The sequence below is a fragment of the Nocardia brasiliensis genome (assembly GCF_042691675.1).
GTDB classification, from domain to species: domain Bacteria; phylum Actinomycetota; class Actinomycetes; order Mycobacteriales; family Mycobacteriaceae; genus Nocardia; species Nocardia brasiliensis_D.
The window spans coordinates 6,794,351-6,810,635 of record NZ_CP170507.1; the positions used below are offsets into that span (position 1 = coordinate 6,794,351).

The 16,285-nt window shown below is 62.0% G+C and carries 19 protein-coding genes; 10 read left to right on the plus strand and 9 right to left on the minus strand.

What is annotated here, in order from left to right; all coding sequences use genetic code 11:
* Positions 1-314 precede the first annotated feature (314 nt).
* Together ACFK0J_RS31150 and ACFK0J_RS31155 are read right to left on the minus strand one after the other, a co-directional pair.
* Positions 315-479, minus strand: a complete 165-nt coding sequence (locus tag ACFK0J_RS31150; protein ID WP_378733292.1) for a hypothetical protein — start codon at positions 477-479, stop codon at positions 315-317.
* Positions 480-557: 78 nt separating this feature from the next.
* Positions 558-794 carry a hypothetical protein gene (locus ACFK0J_RS31155; RefSeq protein ID WP_378733293.1) on the minus strand — a complete coding sequence of 79 codons (237 nt, stop codon included), beginning with the start codon at positions 792-794 and terminating at the stop codon, positions 558-560.
* A 531-nt stretch (positions 795-1,325) separates the two neighbouring features.
* Here ACFK0J_RS31155 and ACFK0J_RS31160 point away from each other — a divergent pair.
* Entirely contained in the window at positions 1,326-1,517 is a 192-nt protein-coding gene (locus ACFK0J_RS31160) for a YegP family protein (RefSeq protein ID WP_378733294.1), read from the plus strand.
* Positions 1,518-1,711: 194 nt separating this feature from the next.
* A complete protein-coding gene (locus ACFK0J_RS31165) occupies positions 1,712-2,041 on the plus strand; it encodes a hypothetical protein (protein ID WP_378733295.1) in 330 nt (109 codons plus the stop codon).
* Positions 2,042-2,224: 183 nt separating this feature from the next.
* Here ACFK0J_RS31165 and ACFK0J_RS31170 read toward each other — a convergent pair whose 3' ends face one another.
* Complete coding sequence (locus ACFK0J_RS31170; protein ID WP_378733296.1) at positions 2,225-2,986, minus strand: ESX secretion-associated protein EspG; 762 nt, start codon at positions 2,984-2,986, stop codon at positions 2,225-2,227.
* Entirely contained in the window at positions 2,983-4,515 is a 1,533-nt protein-coding gene (locus tag ACFK0J_RS31175; protein WP_378733297.1) for a hypothetical protein, read from the minus strand. Before ACFK0J_RS31175 ends, ACFK0J_RS31170 begins: the two co-directional genes overlap by 4 nt.
* A gap of 137 nt (positions 4,516-4,652) precedes the next feature.
* Between ACFK0J_RS31175 and ACFK0J_RS31180 the strand changes: the two genes are divergently transcribed.
* From ACFK0J_RS31180 to ACFK0J_RS31190, 3 genes are read left to right on the plus strand one after another with little or no spacing between them, the layout of a single operon-like run.
* Positions 4,653-5,117, plus strand: a complete 465-nt coding sequence (locus ACFK0J_RS31180; protein ID WP_378733298.1) for a hypothetical protein — start codon at positions 4,653-4,655, stop codon at positions 5,115-5,117.
* On the plus strand, positions 5,117-7,399 hold the full coding sequence (locus ACFK0J_RS31185; RefSeq protein WP_378733299.1) for a hypothetical protein: 2,283 nt from the start codon (positions 5,117-5,119) through the stop codon (positions 7,397-7,399). Before ACFK0J_RS31180 ends, ACFK0J_RS31185 begins: the two co-directional genes overlap by 1 nt.
* The gene (locus tag ACFK0J_RS31190; RefSeq protein WP_378733300.1) at positions 7,399-8,100 is read left to right on the plus strand and encodes a hypothetical protein; all 702 of its coding nucleotides are present in this window, start codon (positions 7,399-7,401) and stop codon (positions 8,098-8,100) included. Before ACFK0J_RS31185 ends, ACFK0J_RS31190 begins: the two co-directional genes overlap by 1 nt.
* Positions 8,101-8,144: 44 nt before the next feature.
* On the opposite strand, the gene ACFK0J_RS31195 is transcribed toward ACFK0J_RS31190, so the two are convergent.
* The 3 genes from ACFK0J_RS31195 to ACFK0J_RS31205 form a co-directional block, all read right to left on the minus strand.
* Positions 8,145-8,753: a DUF3558 domain-containing protein gene (locus ACFK0J_RS31195; protein WP_378733301.1), complete on the minus strand. Its 609-nt coding sequence runs from the start codon at positions 8,751-8,753 to the stop codon at positions 8,145-8,147.
* Positions 8,750-9,142 carry a hypothetical protein gene (locus ACFK0J_RS31200; protein ID WP_378733302.1) on the minus strand — a complete coding sequence of 131 codons (393 nt, stop codon included), beginning with the start codon at positions 9,140-9,142 and terminating at the stop codon, positions 8,750-8,752. Before ACFK0J_RS31200 ends, ACFK0J_RS31195 begins: the two co-directional genes overlap by 4 nt.
* Before the next feature lie 412 nt (positions 9,143-9,554).
* Positions 9,555-9,944 carry a DUF4254 domain-containing protein gene (locus tag ACFK0J_RS31205; protein ID WP_378733303.1) on the minus strand — a complete coding sequence of 130 codons (390 nt, stop codon included), beginning with the start codon at positions 9,942-9,944 and terminating at the stop codon, positions 9,555-9,557.
* Between the two features lie 406 nt (positions 9,945-10,350).
* On the opposite strand from ACFK0J_RS31205, the gene ACFK0J_RS31210 reads away from it, so the two are divergent.
* A complete protein-coding gene (locus tag ACFK0J_RS31210; protein WP_378733304.1) occupies positions 10,351-11,217 on the plus strand; it encodes a helix-turn-helix domain-containing protein in 867 nt (288 codons plus the stop codon).
* A gap of 464 nt (positions 11,218-11,681) precedes the next feature.
* Here the strand turns inward: ACFK0J_RS31210 and ACFK0J_RS31215 are convergent, their stop codons facing one another.
* Both ACFK0J_RS31215 and ACFK0J_RS31220 read right to left on the minus strand, forming a co-directional pair.
* On the minus strand, positions 11,682-12,032 hold the full coding sequence (locus ACFK0J_RS31215; RefSeq protein WP_378733305.1) for a DUF397 domain-containing protein: 351 nt from the start codon (positions 12,030-12,032) through the stop codon (positions 11,682-11,684).
* Entirely contained in the window at positions 12,029-12,898 is an 870-nt protein-coding gene (locus ACFK0J_RS31220) for a helix-turn-helix domain-containing protein (RefSeq protein WP_378733306.1), read from the minus strand. Before ACFK0J_RS31220 ends, ACFK0J_RS31215 begins: the two co-directional genes overlap by 4 nt.
* Before the next feature lie 419 nt (positions 12,899-13,317).
* On the opposite strand from ACFK0J_RS31220, the gene ACFK0J_RS31225 reads away from it, so the two are divergent.
* The 4 genes from ACFK0J_RS31225 to ACFK0J_RS31240 all read left to right on the plus strand — a co-directional run bounded on the left by ACFK0J_RS31225 (position 13,318) and on the right by ACFK0J_RS31240 (position 16,259).
* A complete protein-coding gene (locus ACFK0J_RS31225) occupies positions 13,318-14,283 on the plus strand; it encodes an ATP-binding protein (RefSeq protein WP_378733307.1) in 966 nt (321 codons plus the stop codon).
* Positions 14,280-14,606 (plus strand): hypothetical protein, encoded by a 327-nt coding sequence (locus tag ACFK0J_RS31230; RefSeq protein WP_378733308.1) that lies wholly within the window; start codon positions 14,280-14,282, stop codon positions 14,604-14,606. The genes ACFK0J_RS31225 and ACFK0J_RS31230 overlap by 4 nt, the downstream gene beginning before the upstream one ends.
* Positions 14,607-14,837: 231 nt before the next feature.
* Positions 14,838-15,221 carry a hypothetical protein gene (locus ACFK0J_RS31235; RefSeq protein ID WP_378733309.1) on the plus strand — a complete coding sequence of 128 codons (384 nt, stop codon included), beginning with the start codon at positions 14,838-14,840 and terminating at the stop codon, positions 15,219-15,221.
* 183 nt (positions 15,222-15,404) lie between these two features.
* Complete coding sequence (locus ACFK0J_RS31240) at positions 15,405-16,259, plus strand: nucleoside hydrolase (protein ID WP_378733310.1); 855 nt, start codon at positions 15,405-15,407, stop codon at positions 16,257-16,259.
* Positions 16,260-16,285 lie beyond the last annotated feature (26 nt).

The following is a 16,285-nucleotide window of genomic DNA, read 5'->3' on the forward strand; positions in this document are numbered from 1 at the left end:
CTGGCGGCGCGCCGAAACTCGTTCGCTCACCGTCTGATTGATGAAGGTGGGCCTTGGGACGAAAACCCCAACAGTCACGGCTACGTCTTCGACAACGAAGTGGTCCAGAAGATATTCGAGCGTTGCGGAGCCATCGCAACGCTCATCGACTACCGCTACGACGAATTCGTGCGTCGCCGAGATGCGTAGCATGCAGGGCCAGTGTTCGAGATTGGCACCGTCCGAATGCGTCCGAGGACTCGACATACGCACCCGGCCCGCCGGAGTGCCGCACCTTCAGCGCAGCAATGGTAAGGATCTGAGAGTGAGGACTCTCAGCCCTCGGCAGGTACGAGATCGGCCACCCGTACGGTCCACGGATAACGACCGGGTACATCTTCGACCGACTCGACGACCGCTCGGTCGCCCTCGATCTCTACGACCGTGAACACCGAGACGCCGCTGGTTCCTATCCGGACGTGATCACCTACGTTCGCCACGCCCCGCAGACTATCCCGATCGCGCGACCAGTCCAGTCCATGCCATGCCATGCCATGTTCAAGATGGATGGTGCCGGGTTACTCCGTCGTGGGTGTCGGCCTGGCCGCCTTCTCTGCCGCGAGCTTCGCCGCCGCGACGGTGCTGCGCCGTCCCCATTTCAACGTCGTGGTGCCGCTGTCGACGACGAACTGGAACAGACTCCCGTCAGCCCATACGGTGAGCTGGCGCCGGTACATCTGCCGGGTGAGCGTGATGCCCTGACTCGGGTGCTCATGCAACGTCCACCCTCCGGTGGCGTCTGCCTCGGACAGCATCGACACCGCCCTTCGTCGCTGAAGAACAAATAGACCAACCAGTATGCGACGGATCTGCGACTCGCCGCCGACAACAGACACTGGCCGTGTCATGCTCGAACACGTGAGCGGGCAGCCTGAGTTCCGGCGCGGTGCTCGGGTGAGTTGGTGGGCCGACCGAGACGGCCGCGCCCTCGATCCGGACCACCCCGACGCTGTTCAGCACATCGGCACTGTCGACACCGTGTGCCGCCATCCGGCCGACGACAGCCAGGTCGTGGCCTACCTCGTCGCTTGCCGCGGCGGTGTCAGCGGAACGTACATCCTGACCGTCCGGCCAGACCTCGGCCATCAGCTCACCCCTCGTCGGAGAGGACGAGCACCAGCGCCACCTGTAAGGAGCAGGAGGACCGGTTCAAGGGGCCCGACGGTGCGGCTCGTTGATTGCTGTTCGATAACCAGATGACGCTGTCGTTGGTTGTGGCCGTTGTAGATCACCTACCGTCGAAGGGTCAGGTGTTATCCAGGTCAACAAGAGCTGAGGTAACTGAGATGGCTGCGAAGTTCGAGATGTACAAGGACAAGTCCGATAAGTACCGGTTTCGGCTCAAGGCCACCAACGGCGAGATCATTGCTGTCGGCGAAGCGTATGAGTCTGAGACTGCGTGCAAGAACGGCATCGAGTCGGTCAAGAAGAACGCTCCAGCCGCAGAGATCGTCAACCAGACAGGGGCACGGGCCTAGCGAGTTCGTTCCGCAAGCTCGGTCCGGCCACTTGTCGTCGGACCGAGCAAGCGCACCCAGCGGCACAGAACGTTGGGGACCATGCCGTGCGCTGAGATCGCGCGCCGTGCGGCATTTCCGGACGAGATTCACAGGGACGGGACAGCGCGGGCAGTAGCGGCGGCGGAGCGCGATACGACGTACGCTCTCGGGCCGTGAACAATCCGTGGCTGCAACACATTCTTCTGATCGGCGCCATCCACACGGTGTGGCTCGGGGTTGGGAAGGTCTGTGCCGCAACGGGGAAAAGCGGTCGGGTCCCGTACCTCGAGTCGGCGGGAACTTGGGGCGAGGCGTTCTCGTACCTGGTGAACGGCGCATTGATGGCGGCGGTCGCGTGGGCGTGGGTACGAGGGAACACGGATGTGGCGCGCGTGCCCTTCGACGATCTCGCTATTCCGTCGATCCTCGGGCCAGCGGTCGCCTTCCTCACCGGACTCATAACCGGTCCAGACAGTCCTGTCGGACGATGGCGGGAACGCTGAACTGCGCGGTTACAAGGCGCTGAAGGACAGTTGGTGGGTTGCGGTTTGCCGCCGGTCAGACCGATGATCCGGTGCGAGCGCGTCCTGGGCGCTGATGATCTCGCGTGCGGTGTCGATCAGGTGACCGCCGACGATGGTCGCGCCGGATCCGATGATGGCGACCTCCGCGCGGCGGGCTCTGACTCATGTGTAGCCGAGTTCAGCTCTGCGGTGCAGTTCGTTGGCGATGGTGTCTGCGGAGGCGGGGGTGACGGTGGTGTCGTTGGCGTTGACATCGATCAGATATCGCCCGGCGGCCGGATGTCCGTCGCGGATGTCGATCCAGCTCACGTAGACGGCCGGTTGGCGCCGTCGGTCGTGTAGGTCACGTTCGATCTTCAGATAGCCTTCGGCGGTCCGTGGCGCACGCAATAGGGTTCGGATGCGTTCTTCGACGGGCTGTTGACCATTGTCAGCGTGTCGGTATGAACTGGGTGGTTCTTGCCCACGTACTCGTCGCGTGTATCCGATCATCTGTCCTGCTTCGCCAGCGGGGGCTGTCGGCATGGTGCCGACGAGGTGTTTGCCGAGGTTACTTCGTTGAGTGACGACCAGCTTGAGGTTGCCGCCGAAATCGGCTGTCGCACCAGACTTCTGGAACAATACGACACCGAGATCAGCGACCGCGGCACCGACCGACCGAAGCCGTTTGTGCGAGGCGAGCGATCGGCCGGTGCACACGATCCGGAGGTCCGGATCGGCGAGCACCCGCAGTGGGCCGGTGAGATCGGCATCGGCGTGGTGTGGGTAGCGGGCGCTTATTTCGCCGACTAGCCGGGTGTAGTCGTCCTGGTTTATGGGCGATTCGATGATGCTGATCGGGTCCGGATACTCATCGCGTCCTGTTTCGGCCCACACCCAGGCGAACTCGTCGGGCGTGAAGTTCCAGACTGTCCTCGTGTTCACCTGTTGGTGCGATCGGCCGGTTCGTCGAGGTTGCTGTCCATGGGACCGACGCCGGTAAACGTGACCGGCGGTGCGGGTTCCGGATTCACTGCTGCGGCTGGAGCAGTGCTCACCGGATCCGCACCGGATCCCGCATCTGGGACCAAGTCGGCGCCGATGGCACCGCTCGGGCTTTCCAAGCCTTCGGTCCAGTCGGGCTGTACGCGCCGCAGATAGTCGGGGGCCGAGTGTTCGGCTTCGTCGTCCTGCCGGCGTGCTCCGGCTCCCGGAGCCATTGGCCCTCCCATCGGCCGGGCGGTCGTGTTGGCTCCTGACCGTGCACCGGCGGTCGGGGCCCCTGTACTGACCGGGCCCGCGCCTGGTGTTCCAGACCGAGAAGAACCGGGCCCGCCAGGCCCCGAACTCGGCGTGCCCAATCCACTAGGCCCCTGGCCGAGGGGAGTACCCGAACTCAAGTTGTAAGGCCCGGGTCCTGGACTTCCCGGGCTGATTCCTGGGCTTCCTGGACCAGTTGTCGCGTTGGGGCTCAGTCCCGCAGGTGTGGTGCTGGCCGGAGTGGTGGGTGTGTTGTTCGTGTCCGGAAGCAACTCTGTGGGGAGTCCGAGGCCTGCCGGGTTGGTTGTCGACGCGTCAGGTGCGGTCGAAGAGCCTGCTCCGGTGGCGTTTTGGGTCGGCGCCTGCAGGTTGTCACCCGGAGGGTTCCCGCCCACGCTGCTGGGTCCGTTGGCTCCGATGTCGGCGCTTAGGCCGAGGTGCGGGCCGTCGGTACCCGCGATCTGCGGCACGTTTATGTATGCGGGCACACCGGTCCCTGCGGGTGGGAAGCTCGGGGTGTAGGTGCTGTTGAGTGCGCGGATTGCCGCTTGGCGTGCTTGTTCGCGGGCGGTGCGGACTTGTTCGTCGAACTCGGGGTTGATCAGGCCGGGCAGGATCGACTCGACGGGGTTGTCGGGGTCGGGGGCTACGACGACCGATGCCGGTGGAGGTTGGACTGCTGTGCGCACGGCTTCGGCCGACCATGCCAGAGAGTCCAAGCGGTTGGCGACCGAATCGAAGACGCGGCCGATCTGGTTGGCTGCCTGGGAGAATCGCTGGGACGCGATCTGTGCCGCTTCGCCGCTGGTGCCCTGCCATCCCCCGTTGCCGAAGATCCGGTTCATGCCCATCAGGTTGAAGGTCGACAGGTTGGCCAGGTCGGAGTAGCTGTCGAACCAGGTTCGTTGCAGCGTTCGCAGCCCGGCCACGTCCATACCGCCAGGCCCGTGCACCGCTTGGTACATGGCCTCGTGGGTCATGCCTTCGAAATGTTCGATCGTGTTGACGAAATCGGGGTCCGTCCCGGCGCCGAGATCATTGAGTTCGGAATCGCCTCGGTTGCCTCGGCCTTGGGCTTGTCCGGCTTTCTGTTGCGCGTTCACGGTCTGCTGGACAGCCGCGGGATCCATCGCGCCGGGGATTGGCAGCGGACTAGTAACCACTATCCCCGGTAGTGGGTTCGGATTCGCTGCTAATTCGTCCTGCCCACCCATGTCGCGCCCCCTCGTATCGCAAACAGAGTTTCCTCGCACGGGGAGATTAGCACGTCATGGAATTCGATCGCCGAGCCTGCGACAACCCGAGTGTGCTTGGCCCCCAACGTAGATGGGTATCTCGGGATGCTGGATCAATGCTGTTCGACTGGTTTGTGCTCGGCACTCCAGCGCAACCGTGTGGGCGCGTCAACGTTGTCGTGAGTCAGGGCCTGGCTGCTGAAGGCTTGGTTCGACAAGGCGGGTTACGATCCTTGGCGCAGTGGAATCTTCAACTGAGAAGGGGGCGGACCATGCTGAAGGCCGATATCGACCAGCTGAACAAACTCGCGTCGGTACTCGACGGCGTCGGCAAGGATGTCGATGACATCGACGTGCGCACAGGGGCAGGGCAGCTCGCTGACGCCTTGCCAGGATGCGAGATTGCGCAGGCGTGCACGCAGGCGGGTGAGTTCGTGGAGGGTGCCTACCTTCGGGTTGCCGCTCGGATGCGCCAAGTTGCAGCGATCACCAAAGACTGCGCCCAGACCTTCGACACCACCGACGCCGAGTTCGCCCGTCGAATGAACGAGATCGACGTGACCCCGGTCGGGAGACGTTGATGCCTACCCGCTCGCAGGTCGAAAAATGGAACATCAGCGCGCTCGAGGCCTGGGCGACGACGGTCGCGGCCAAGAACAGTGATTGCCTGGCATACCTCGACAAGGCGAAGACTCACTTCTCAGACGTGCACGCAGACTGGTCGGGCGCGGCGTACAACGCCGCCTACGATCGGGTGCTTGAGGACCATGACCAGGGTCGCAAGCTGACCGTCGAGGTCGGTGATCTGGCCACAGTGTTGACCGGTGCCGTCTCAACGCTCACCTCGTACCGAAATGCGTTGCTCGCCAAGGTGACCGACGCTGAACAGGCAACGCTCACCGTGGCCGATGACTGGCGGGTTTCTGGTGAATCCGAGGAAACAGTCAACGCCCACCAGGGCCTGATCAACAGCGCTTACTTCGAACTCAACAACGCTGTCTCCGACGCCGCTCGCAAAATCAGCGCACAGGCCGACATCGTCCGCTCGGCAGGAGATCTCCTCGGCTCTGGCCTGGATGTGTCCGCCGCCGAGGACGAAACCGGCCGCCTCGGACAACAAGACGGCAAGGCACTGGCCGATTGGGCAGGCGCCCCCTCCGTCGACCGTGACCCCGCCGTTCTCGACCGGATCGCCAGCCAACTGCCAGGGCACCCGCTGACTGACGCCGAGCTCCAGATCCTCGCCAACGGCGGCGAGGTCGACACGCTGCCCGAATCCGTGCAGGAGTACTACCGCGACTTCTACAACTCCGCGGGCAAGGAAGGCGTCCTCGCACTGAGCGAACACCTCAAGACTCAGGAAGAAGCAGGCAACACCGTCGCCGCATCCCAGCGCGACTCACTGGCCAACGGGCTCGCACTCATCAGCAACGAAGACGTCGGCACCGGCCGCAACCCCGACGGCAAACTCACCGGAAACGGCAGCTACCAGAACGTGCCCACCGACATACGCGAACTCATCGAAGCCCGGCGCACCGATAACCCGATCAACGCCAACACCACACCCGGCGGGCCGACCGTCGCGCTGCAACAACAATGGAAAGACACCAACGCACTGGCCGACCTCATGGGCCAAACCAATCCGGGCTACGAGCCAGGAACCGACCTCGGCACCCAGCTGTACCTGAAATCCTCGGACATGGTCCAAGACCAGTTCAACCCGCCCGGCCGCGACGACGCCGCAGGCACCTTCGCCCAATTCGCCGGACGCAACGACGACTCCGCCCACCAAATCTGGTCTGGCCAAGGCATGCCAGAAGGCTACGACCCCAAAGAAACAGTCCGCTCACTCACCGGCCACGACTGGTCCGACTCCGACAACGGCCGCGGCGCAGCCACCCTAATCGACCGCATCACCGAAGAATCACAACTTCCGGCCGATGACCCTCGCGGCATGCGAGGACGCGAAGCACTGGCTGGGCTGGGCACGATGCTTGCTCCTGAGAATGACGACAAGGTGTGGGACCAGCAGAAGGAAAGTTTCGCGAACAATCCTGAACTCGCGACCTCGGTGAGCAAGGCGATGGCGGCGAACCTCGACTCGGTCAGCGCTCCGGGGCAGCAGACCGGGTTCCCCGAGAACAAGGTCTATCAGGACGGGCGAGTGGCCTTGAACGCGGAAGAGGCGAATCGACTGCTTCAGTTGGGCTCGTATTCCGAAGAAGGTCGGCTCAACCTCACGACCTCCGTCGAACAGCACCGCATCGCCGAACTCGCTAGGCTTATGCAGGAGGATCCTGGCAACTTGCCAGGCAAGCTTGCCCTCAGTGATGCAGGCACGCTGTCCGGGCGCGTCGACAACGCGATGTGGGATGCCTTGATCGATCACGATAAGAGGAAGGGCGAGGAAGCACTCAACCCCTCTGATGCCATGTATCAGGCGAAAATGATGGGCGCGTCGATCGCAGGTCAACTAGCGGACGACACGGTCGGTAAGCTGCCTCACGCCGATGTCGTGACCGGGCTTACCGGAATCGAGGTCGGCGACACCGTGGAAAGCAAGGTTCAAGAGTGGCTTGGCAAGCCCGAGTACGAGTTCATGGAACGCCCCAGCGAAGCAGTGTTGAAAGCTGAGGCCACGAACCACGCACATCAGTCGATCCTGAACGCCGCGTATGCGGCTGGCCAGCTTCCACCAGGGCTGCAGACAGCCGACGGCCCGGTAACCACTTCTGTTCTAGAGCAGAATTCCACCGCGCGGCAAGCGTTCAACAACTTCCTCGCGGAGCGAGGTCTCAGTCAGTACGTCGCCGATTACAACCAGTCGTACGCGATCAACCTCGGCCAGCAAGGAGGATCCTGATGCGCGTCCAGATCACAAGCCTCGCTGGCGCTTTCATAATCGCGATAACGCTCACAGCATGCAACGGCTCGAATAGTGAAGACCCGACCGCGCCACCCACCACTACCGTTTTGGCGTTCCCCTATCCGCCGAAGCAGTACTACACCGAGGTGGCCGTGCCGTTGGAGGAGCCGCTATTTTCGGCCGCCAATTTCGCACTCGAGATGTTGGTTGACGATGAGCGCGTATACGACCCGAGATACGCAGAAAGCATTCGACCCACGTTCCGTAGCAAGACAGACCCCAACGGTCACACCCGAGAAAATGCGAACCCGTATCAGCCACCTGGCTTCGTCGACGACACCGGCGGATTGACCCTGCGGGCCGTTGGCGCCAAAAAGTTGGCCGGTGACGTCGTCGAGGTTTCGATCTGCATCTATGACTCACCTGGCGTGTACACCCTGCAAAAGAGCGGTGAGATCCGTGGACCGGTATCAACCCAGCCACCCTATGGACTGCGCCGAACGCAAGTGGAGTGGACGAACCGGCCAGCTGCCGATGGGTCCGTCCCCTCAAGTCCTCGATGGTTGTGGGTGCACAGCGGATTCGACCTGCCCGTGAATGCACAGACCACGGCCTCGGTATGTGACCCATTCAAACCGGACCCATTCATCCAGAAGATGCCGGACCCGACAACACCGATACCCACTCCGACTCGCTGATCACGGCTCTAATAGAGCGTACTTGCTTTTCTAGCCAACCGAACTCAGCGGTCACCGAGGGCAGACTCGACGATTGCAGCCACCTCATTGATGCGATCGCAGGGGCGTTCCGCTGTGAACGCCGCGTTGGTGCTTGTTCGAACATTGACCACTCCGGATGACGAAGCCATCGCCACGTTGCACGAGCCTGCGCTGGAAGTGTCGTATTTTATCGCGTCACGCCCGCCCACTTTTGTCTCGGCAGCGTTCTTTCCCTCCCGGTTTCGAAATTCTGTAAGCGATACATTGGTAGCGGATACCGTCAGCGTGCGGACAGTCAACGTCTGTGCTCTGATCTGTTCCTTGTGGCCGAAGCTGCACCCGATAAACGAGTAGGTATCGAATATGAAGTCGCTGCGTTCACGGGTTTTGGGGTCAAATCCCGAGCGCTCGACCACATCGTCATCGATCTCGAGGCACGGGTCGAATGTGACCGCTTGACGGCCGTTGTTGTGTTGAGTTGGCGCTGGTGGTACTGAAACTGCCAGGCTGGGCTTGCTGGAAGTGGCGGGCATCGCCGTAGTGGTGGGCCCGGTTTCTGGCGTGGTGTTACCGCATCCGACCATTAGGAGCGCGGTCGAACTGATGAATACTGCCGTGCGGACTCGGATCATGCGCTCAAGTTCCCCGTTCCAGTATTCTCGGTAACGAAACGAATAGCGTCGGCGTTCTTCTGATCTGCTTCGGCAAACAGGTTTCCGGCGCGCAAATACGCCTCCTGAAGCTGCATGGCGCCCTCAATCAATTTATTGATGACTTCGATACCGGCGACTGCCTTGCTCGCGAACCCCGCCTGCAGTTCCTGGGCGGATTGGAACCCGCCGAAGCCGCGGGCGTCGGTTGCCTTGTCGAGGCGCTCTCGTATCTCATACAGACCGGCGATCATCCGGTCGTACAGCCCGACGGCTTCAGTGACAGCCGTTGGGTCGAGCTGGAGAGTCCCGGTCTGCGCAGCAGTTTTGAACGCCGCTATCTCAGCCTGGCCGTAGTCGACATCTACCATCGCTCAACCCCCAAGTCTGGTACTCGTCGTGCGAGAATATCAGCATCGCTTCATCCGAGGACGGACGCGCTAGCGTTCCCCGGACAGTCCAAGTCCTGCTCGGGTACAAGCTCAAACTGAAGTAACCGTCCCACCTACAACAAGCATTGCCCAGGCGTTCGGCAATTGCTGCCAGCGAGTCACGTCCTCAATGCGCTTCTCGCGCAAGGGTTCTGCCATCGCCCTCTGGTCCAAATTCGCTGTTGTCTACGGCAGGTTAGGACCCATAGCGCCGCCGCCCAGCGGCCCAAAGGACACCCCTCCTGGCGTTGACTCACAAGCACCTCGTACCCGTGGCTGCCCGACGGCCCGAGTCCGTGAACATGTTGCCTCCGGCTTCAACCAATCCCGCCGGGCCAGCAGTTCTGCCGAGTCACTTTCTTCCAGAGGAGAGCAAGAAGTCCGGTAGTCGTCGGATTCCAGACGAAACTTCGAAGGCGAGGTCTCCGTATGCGAGTGCAAGTTCGTTGAGGCAATGTCGGGCATGGTGAAACTGCAGTGTCGAGGTGTTCCGTTCGGTAGCAGCGTGGACATCGGCTGAAAGTTGGGCGAGGCGATCGATCACCATGCCGACGGTCTCGGTATGTAAATACGCAGCGTCGGAGGCCGGCGGCTGCTCGGCGTCCACCCACCCGTCGATCCGACAGATCAACCGAGCACGCTCACGGTCAACAGCACCGACGTCTGCAGCGGCATCCAACCGCGCCTCATGCAAGCTGGCCAGTTCGTAGGCGGCTTGCAGGACAGGATGCGGTATCGCCACAGTCCCTGCACACGCTTGCAAGACCATGTCCCTTGACGGAAGAAGTGCCCTCACCGCTACCTCCCTGTCTGCCCCATAGACATCGACGCTGTATGGGCACAGAACGGGTCGACGCTCACCTGTCGGAGCGCCAGCAGTCGCCAACCCATGTCAGCGAGAACGATGACGCCCATGGTCAAACCACTGCTCCCTTTGCCTGCGTGCCGTAAGCCCCTCCGCCGCCGGAGTCGGGTCCTCCCCGATGCCCACCGACCGGGCGTCTGACAGGAACCGCCTTTGCTGTGACAGCCATCACGCGACATGTAGTATCCTATACCAGCATCGACAACCGCGATTGAATACCAGAAGTATTTAGCGTAAGCGCTGACAGTTTGCGGGCGTCCGCACGCGCGAAGGAGGATCGACGTTGGTTCCGACCTCGCCGACGGTCGCGCGATGGGAGATAGCGATCCGCCTTCGTCAACGACTCGAACTGCTCGACATCAAGGTGCCGACGCTTTGCAAAGCCGTGGGATTTACGCCCGCGTACTGGTCACATGTCATGACGGGCCGGAGCGTCTTCACAGAGGAGAAGCTGAAACAGCTCCTCGATCATCTCGAATTTTCAACTGTGGACAGATCGGAACTGCTCGAACTTCGAGCTGCTGCGAAGGAGCCTGGGAAGTGGGCTCGCTATTCCGCGTTGTTCGGTGATGAGCTGCTACGGCTCTACGGTTTGGAGCATGGCGCGCGCAGCCTGCGGGTCCATGAAGCGGTCATAGTGCCAGCACTGCTTCAAGCACCTGACTACATGCGAGCACTGATGACATCCCCGTATGGAGTCCGCTCCGCGGTGGAGGCAAATCAGTACATCGAGGCGCGGCTGCTGCGCCAGGAGAGGCTGACCGGTCCCGAACCTCTGCACCTGACCGCGATGCTCACCGAGGCAGTGCTTCTCCAAAGCCCTTGGGGGCCAGCGGTGCAGCTCGCCCAGCTGCTCCATATCAAGTCGCTCATGGAGCATTCCGAGACGATCGATGTCAGGGTGATCCCACTCAGCACGCCGGAGTGCGTCGCGCTGAGCGGCAACGTCTACTTGATCGACTTCGAGAACTCTCGGCTACCGACGGTGGCGTGGTACGAGAACGCCCTCTTCGGCCAAGTGGTGGAGGACCCGGTCCAGGTCCGGAACCTGAGCTTCGTCTACAACAATGTCCTTGCGGCAGTGCCAGGTCGCGAGCAATCTCTCGCCTTCATCGAACGAACCGCACGAACGCTTGCGGTGAGATCATGAGCGCCACCGGCACCAGTTCGGTCAAGCTCCCCGAAGAAACCCCCGCAAACGCGTTGAGATTTTTTCGCTGGCGACAGCGTGCTCATACATAGCAGCCCGACCTCCGCGTACCCCCCGAGCCGTCCCGACGCCTCGCGCGTGATGCCCTGCGATTCAAGGCATTTGAAATGCCGATCCCTTTCACCGAGACGATCCGATCCAGTTCTCGGCTGAACCTCTATGCGTACCGCTAGTCACTCCAACGTTCACAGAGGTATACATCCACCAAGGCAGCCCGGCACAAGCCCTAGCGGGCCTACGGAGCCGTCGCAGCGACGTCGACCCGGGAGATTTGAAACCCCCACGTGCAGCACTGTTCTCGAATACAAGCTCCGAGTTGACTAGACGGATACCGATTGGCCAGCACCGGCTAGCTCCGCCGGGCGCGGGGGTGGTCCGCCCCGGGCCAGGCCGCGCGGCCGCCCCTAGGCAGCGAACTCCCCCACACGGGCACCTTCCCGGAAGGATTCCCACTCTCGGTGAGTGAAGCGAAGGCTCGCTTCGTCAGAACTGACAGTGACTCCAACAGCGTCAAGCTCGATCGCGGGGAGGTCAGGCGCCACCCCGCCCATCTCGAGCCCGTTCACCGCACTCAGAAATGACGCCCAGTCTGCAGCGTTGATGACGATGATGGGCTGGAAGTTCGGATCGTTGGAGGGCTCACGCAGATACTTGCTGTCTCGCATGAGCACGGTGTCACCAACGAATCGAATCTCAACGCAATTGGCGGCTTCCTTCGAGAAGCTCGACTTGAACCAGGTGCCGATGTTGCTCATGTCTTCGATGCTATCTCTCTGGCCGTTCGGTCGATGAAGGCGAGAGATTCCTCTCGACTCGGCACTGCTGCGAGGACGTTGTTGTAGACGAAGCTCAGGTTCCGGACCTGAACGGGATCCTCAACAACTTGACCGAAGAGAGCGTTCTCGTACCAGGCCACTGTCGGCAGTCGAGAGCTCTCGAAGTCGATCAAATAGACGTTTCCGCTCAGGGCAACGCATTCCGGGCTGCTCAGCGGAACCACGCGGACGTCGATTGTCGTGGAGAACTCCTCGATCAGCGTTTGGATGTGCCTGAGCTGAGCCAGTTGCACCTGCGGTCCCCAAGGGCTCTGAAGAAGAACAGGCTCAGTCAATACGGCAGTGAGATACAACGGTTCTGGACCGGTCAGCCGCTCCTGCCGCAGCAATCGCGCCTCGATGTACTGATCGGCTTCGACCGTAGAACGAACGCCATACGGTGACTCCATCAGTGCACGCATGTAGTCAGGGGCCTGCAACATAGCGGGCACCAGGACTGCTTCGTGGACTCGGAGGCTGTGCGCCCCATGCTCCAAGCCATAGAGCCGTAGCAGTTCGTCACCGAACAGAGCCGAGTACCGAGCCCACTTCCCGGGCTCCTTCGCGGCAGCACGAAGCTGCCGTAGCTCCGACCTCTCGCCGTCAGGAAATTCCAACTGGTCGAGGAGCTGCTCCAGCTTCTCTTCTGTAAATACGCTCCGACCGGTCATGACATGAGACCAGTACGCAGGCGTAAAGCCCACCGCTTTGCAAAGCACCGGAACTTTGATGCCCAACAAGTCAAGCCGTTGGCGAAGTCGGATCGCCATCTCCCATCGCGCAACCGTCGGCGAGTTAGGGATCAACGCGAGTCCTCCTTCACTCGGGTACGGGCGAGATTCAGATTATCAGCGCTACCACTCACTCAATCCAGTATTCAATGTTGGTTGTACAAACTGGTATACGATACTACTATCGATGTGTCAGCCATCACACAGATGGACACTTTCCAGCTGGTTCGTCCGGCGGGATCGAGGAAGCGATGTCGGTACATGTAGTGGACCGCGCGTTGATCGTCTGCAATCACACCCCCAGCCGGGCCGGACGTTCAGTACGGCGCAGGGGACGACAGCGATCCAGAGCCATTTTGGGTTGGCGGTGTGCGATGCGCACTGACGCCCTTTCCCTGCCACCAGCCAATGGGTTCGTCGTCGCGGTGTGGCCGGATGCGCCAACCCCGCGGTTGCTTGTTCCCCCAACTTCCGGGCCGTCGTGGGGGTGACTGGTGACGTTTGAAATGTATGGGTATATGCAGCTGCCGCTGGTCGGATCTCAGCGCGCGCAGGTTGAAGCCCAGATGGAAGCGCTGGCCGCTCATTACGGTGGCAGCGTCGAGGGCCGCGTGTTCTGCGAGGAAGGCTCTCCGACCGAAGCGTTGTGGTCGCTGTTTCTCGCGCTGGACGAGCGGTCGGGTGGGCGCCTGGTCGAGCAGTTGCGTGAGCTCGCGAGTCGCGCGGGTGTCGATCTGACACGGTTGCTCACTACCCCACCGCCGACGTCGGCGTTCTTGGCGTTGCTGAGTGCGTTGTCGCAGTGGCGTGGTGAGTGCGTGATCGCTCCGTCGCCGGATCATTTCGATGGTTTCGGTGTTCCGAGAAATGTTGTGCTGGAGCGCTTCTCACAGCTTAATCCAGAGGTGTCGGTGGAGTATGTGCATCCCGTCCCCACACCGCGTGTGATGGGTCTGGATCGTGGGGAAGACCGCCTCGCCGCGGGAGGCGAAAACTGGGATCAAGACCGGCCGGTGGAACTGGGCTGCGAGCAAGTAGATGCTTACGGGTTGGCGATGGAGATCGTCGCGTTGAGTAGTTACCGGCATCTGACCCGCGCCGGTCTTGGTGATCTGGTCGATCACGTGCAAGCTCTGCTGGCCGAAGTGGTCGGTCAGGCAATCCGTTTCACGGCGCGAGCGAATCTGGCAGCGGATGCGAACCAGTTGACCGTGCGCTGGCTGCGCTACCCCGATCGGCTGGTGGTGACGTTCGAGGAGATACGCGAACACTCCGGTGAGCCGATCAGCGTCGCCCTGCAATCGCTGTGCGATCTCCACAGTGGTGCCAGCGTGAGCCGTGACCGGCGCGAGGGTGGAGGCACCGTGACGTGGTTTGACCTCCCGTTACGGCTGTACCGTCCACCCGGCGACGAAATCACGACGCAGATTACGGACCAGGCCGCCGGGGATCTGTCGTGACCGGGCGCGCGTATGCGATTGTGCGCCTGGATCATTCGGGACCGGCGGCCGATGCCCACATCGCGGATCTCGAAGCACTCGCCTCCGATCACGGCGTCGAGCTCGTTAGTGGCGGAGTTCTTCTGACGCAGTCGGATTCGAGCTTCTGCCTACTTCTGGCCGGGCTTGATTTCGACACCGTTGATGTCGTACTGGTGCCCACGGTCGCGCAAATCAGTGGCTGGCTCGGCGTCTTGCGTCACCGAGCTGCTGTGTGGACAGCGCTGCCCGAACGCCTCGTATGGCCGAGCCAGTCCGCCGAATCCGTTCCCGGCCCGAGATAGCCGAGTGGGGGTGGTCGCGGTGTCGCAGTGTCATCTGACTGTCTGCTTCTACGACGGGCCGGTCCTGCATTTCTGCGGCGAGGAATGCGCCGCCACTGCGTTCGCTGCTGCGGCCTACATCCAGCATTTGGCCCTGGTCACGATCGACCACGACCTCGTCCCGGGGTTGAAACCCTTTCCCTGCCAACGATTGTGGATGCCCTAGGCCCACGACAGAAAGCGCGGTGCCCCATGACTTCTGCGGAGCTGACCGACCCGCCGTCTACGAATTGGGCGGCGGTGGCCACCACAGCGCAGCTGCCGATGCGCGATGACCCGGTCTTCCACGCGGTCGAGGCAGCCTCCTGGTTCTGCAAGCACTGGAACGTCCTCCAGGACGCGCCATTGGTCGAGAACACCATGCGGTTGATCGTCGCTGAGGTCGTACACCGTTGCTGGTTCGAAAACCAGCCGTGGTTGCGCGCACGAGCGATCGGTGTCCGGATTCGTTGGACCGACATCAACACGCTGGTCCTCGAGGCATGGGACGTACCCGCCGTCGAGCCCGGCCACAGCGCTGCGTGCCTGCGGTATCGGCTGTTCCAGGCGACACGACTACGGGTCGGCCATGGCTAGCCCGGCTGCTCACGCCATCCCCGATTGGAAGGAAATCGCCATGTCAGACGCAGCTTCTCCCCTCCATCAACTCGACGCCTGGGAAAGGAAGCCCTGATCATGCTCGAACACACACAGCACTCCAGTCAGCAGCCAGCCACAGCACTGCGCACGCCACCAGCTGAATGTCCCGGCAAGAGTCTGGTGATCCTGGACACCGATATCGGTTACAACCCTGCTGGTTTCGTCGCATTGGCGATCGCGGCGCACACGGTGCCCGACCTCGCTGTCATTACCGCTGATGAGACGCGTGGTCGCCGTGCGCGGTTGGCTCGCCGCGCACTCGATTCCTTGGGTCGCCACGAGGTCCCCGTCATCACTGGGATCGACCTGGGCGGGGAACACCGATTCGTGATGGACGACGACCTCGGCCAGCCACCAGCCGGACGCGACGACATGGTCGACGCCATCGAAAGCCTCATCGACGCGGTCGCCCGAGTGTGCGCGACCACGAGCGGGCCGATCTTCTGGGTAGGGATGGGACCGATGACCAATCTCTTTACCATCCTGACCAACTTCCCCGATCTCGCTGACCGTCTCGTCGTGACACAGACCGGCGGCTGGCTCGATCACTACCGCGACAAAACCCGCGCCTCACACAATCTGCACACCGACCCTCCTGCGGCGGGACTGGTACTACGTGCAGTCCAGAACCCGCGACTGGTGCTGTCGGACTTCACCAACTCCCCTCACATCGACATCACCGCGGACTCGGCGTTGCTGCGCCACTTACGATCTGCGACCGCGACCGAGTGGCAGCGGCTGCTGGCGGCGAATTTCCAAACATGGTTCGCGCACCGCAGCAGTAGCTGGATGCACGACCCACTGACCCTGAGCGCCGCACTCGATCTGGCGTTCGTCACCTTCTGCCCCGAATGGATACGGATCGAGCGCGACGCCCGCCTTTACCGAGACCCCCACGGCCGCTCGATCGATGTCGCGTGCGCAGTCGACTACGAAGGGTTTTTGGAATGGATGCACAAATCCCTCCTCCGATGAACCGGCACCACTGTTATGGTCCAGAC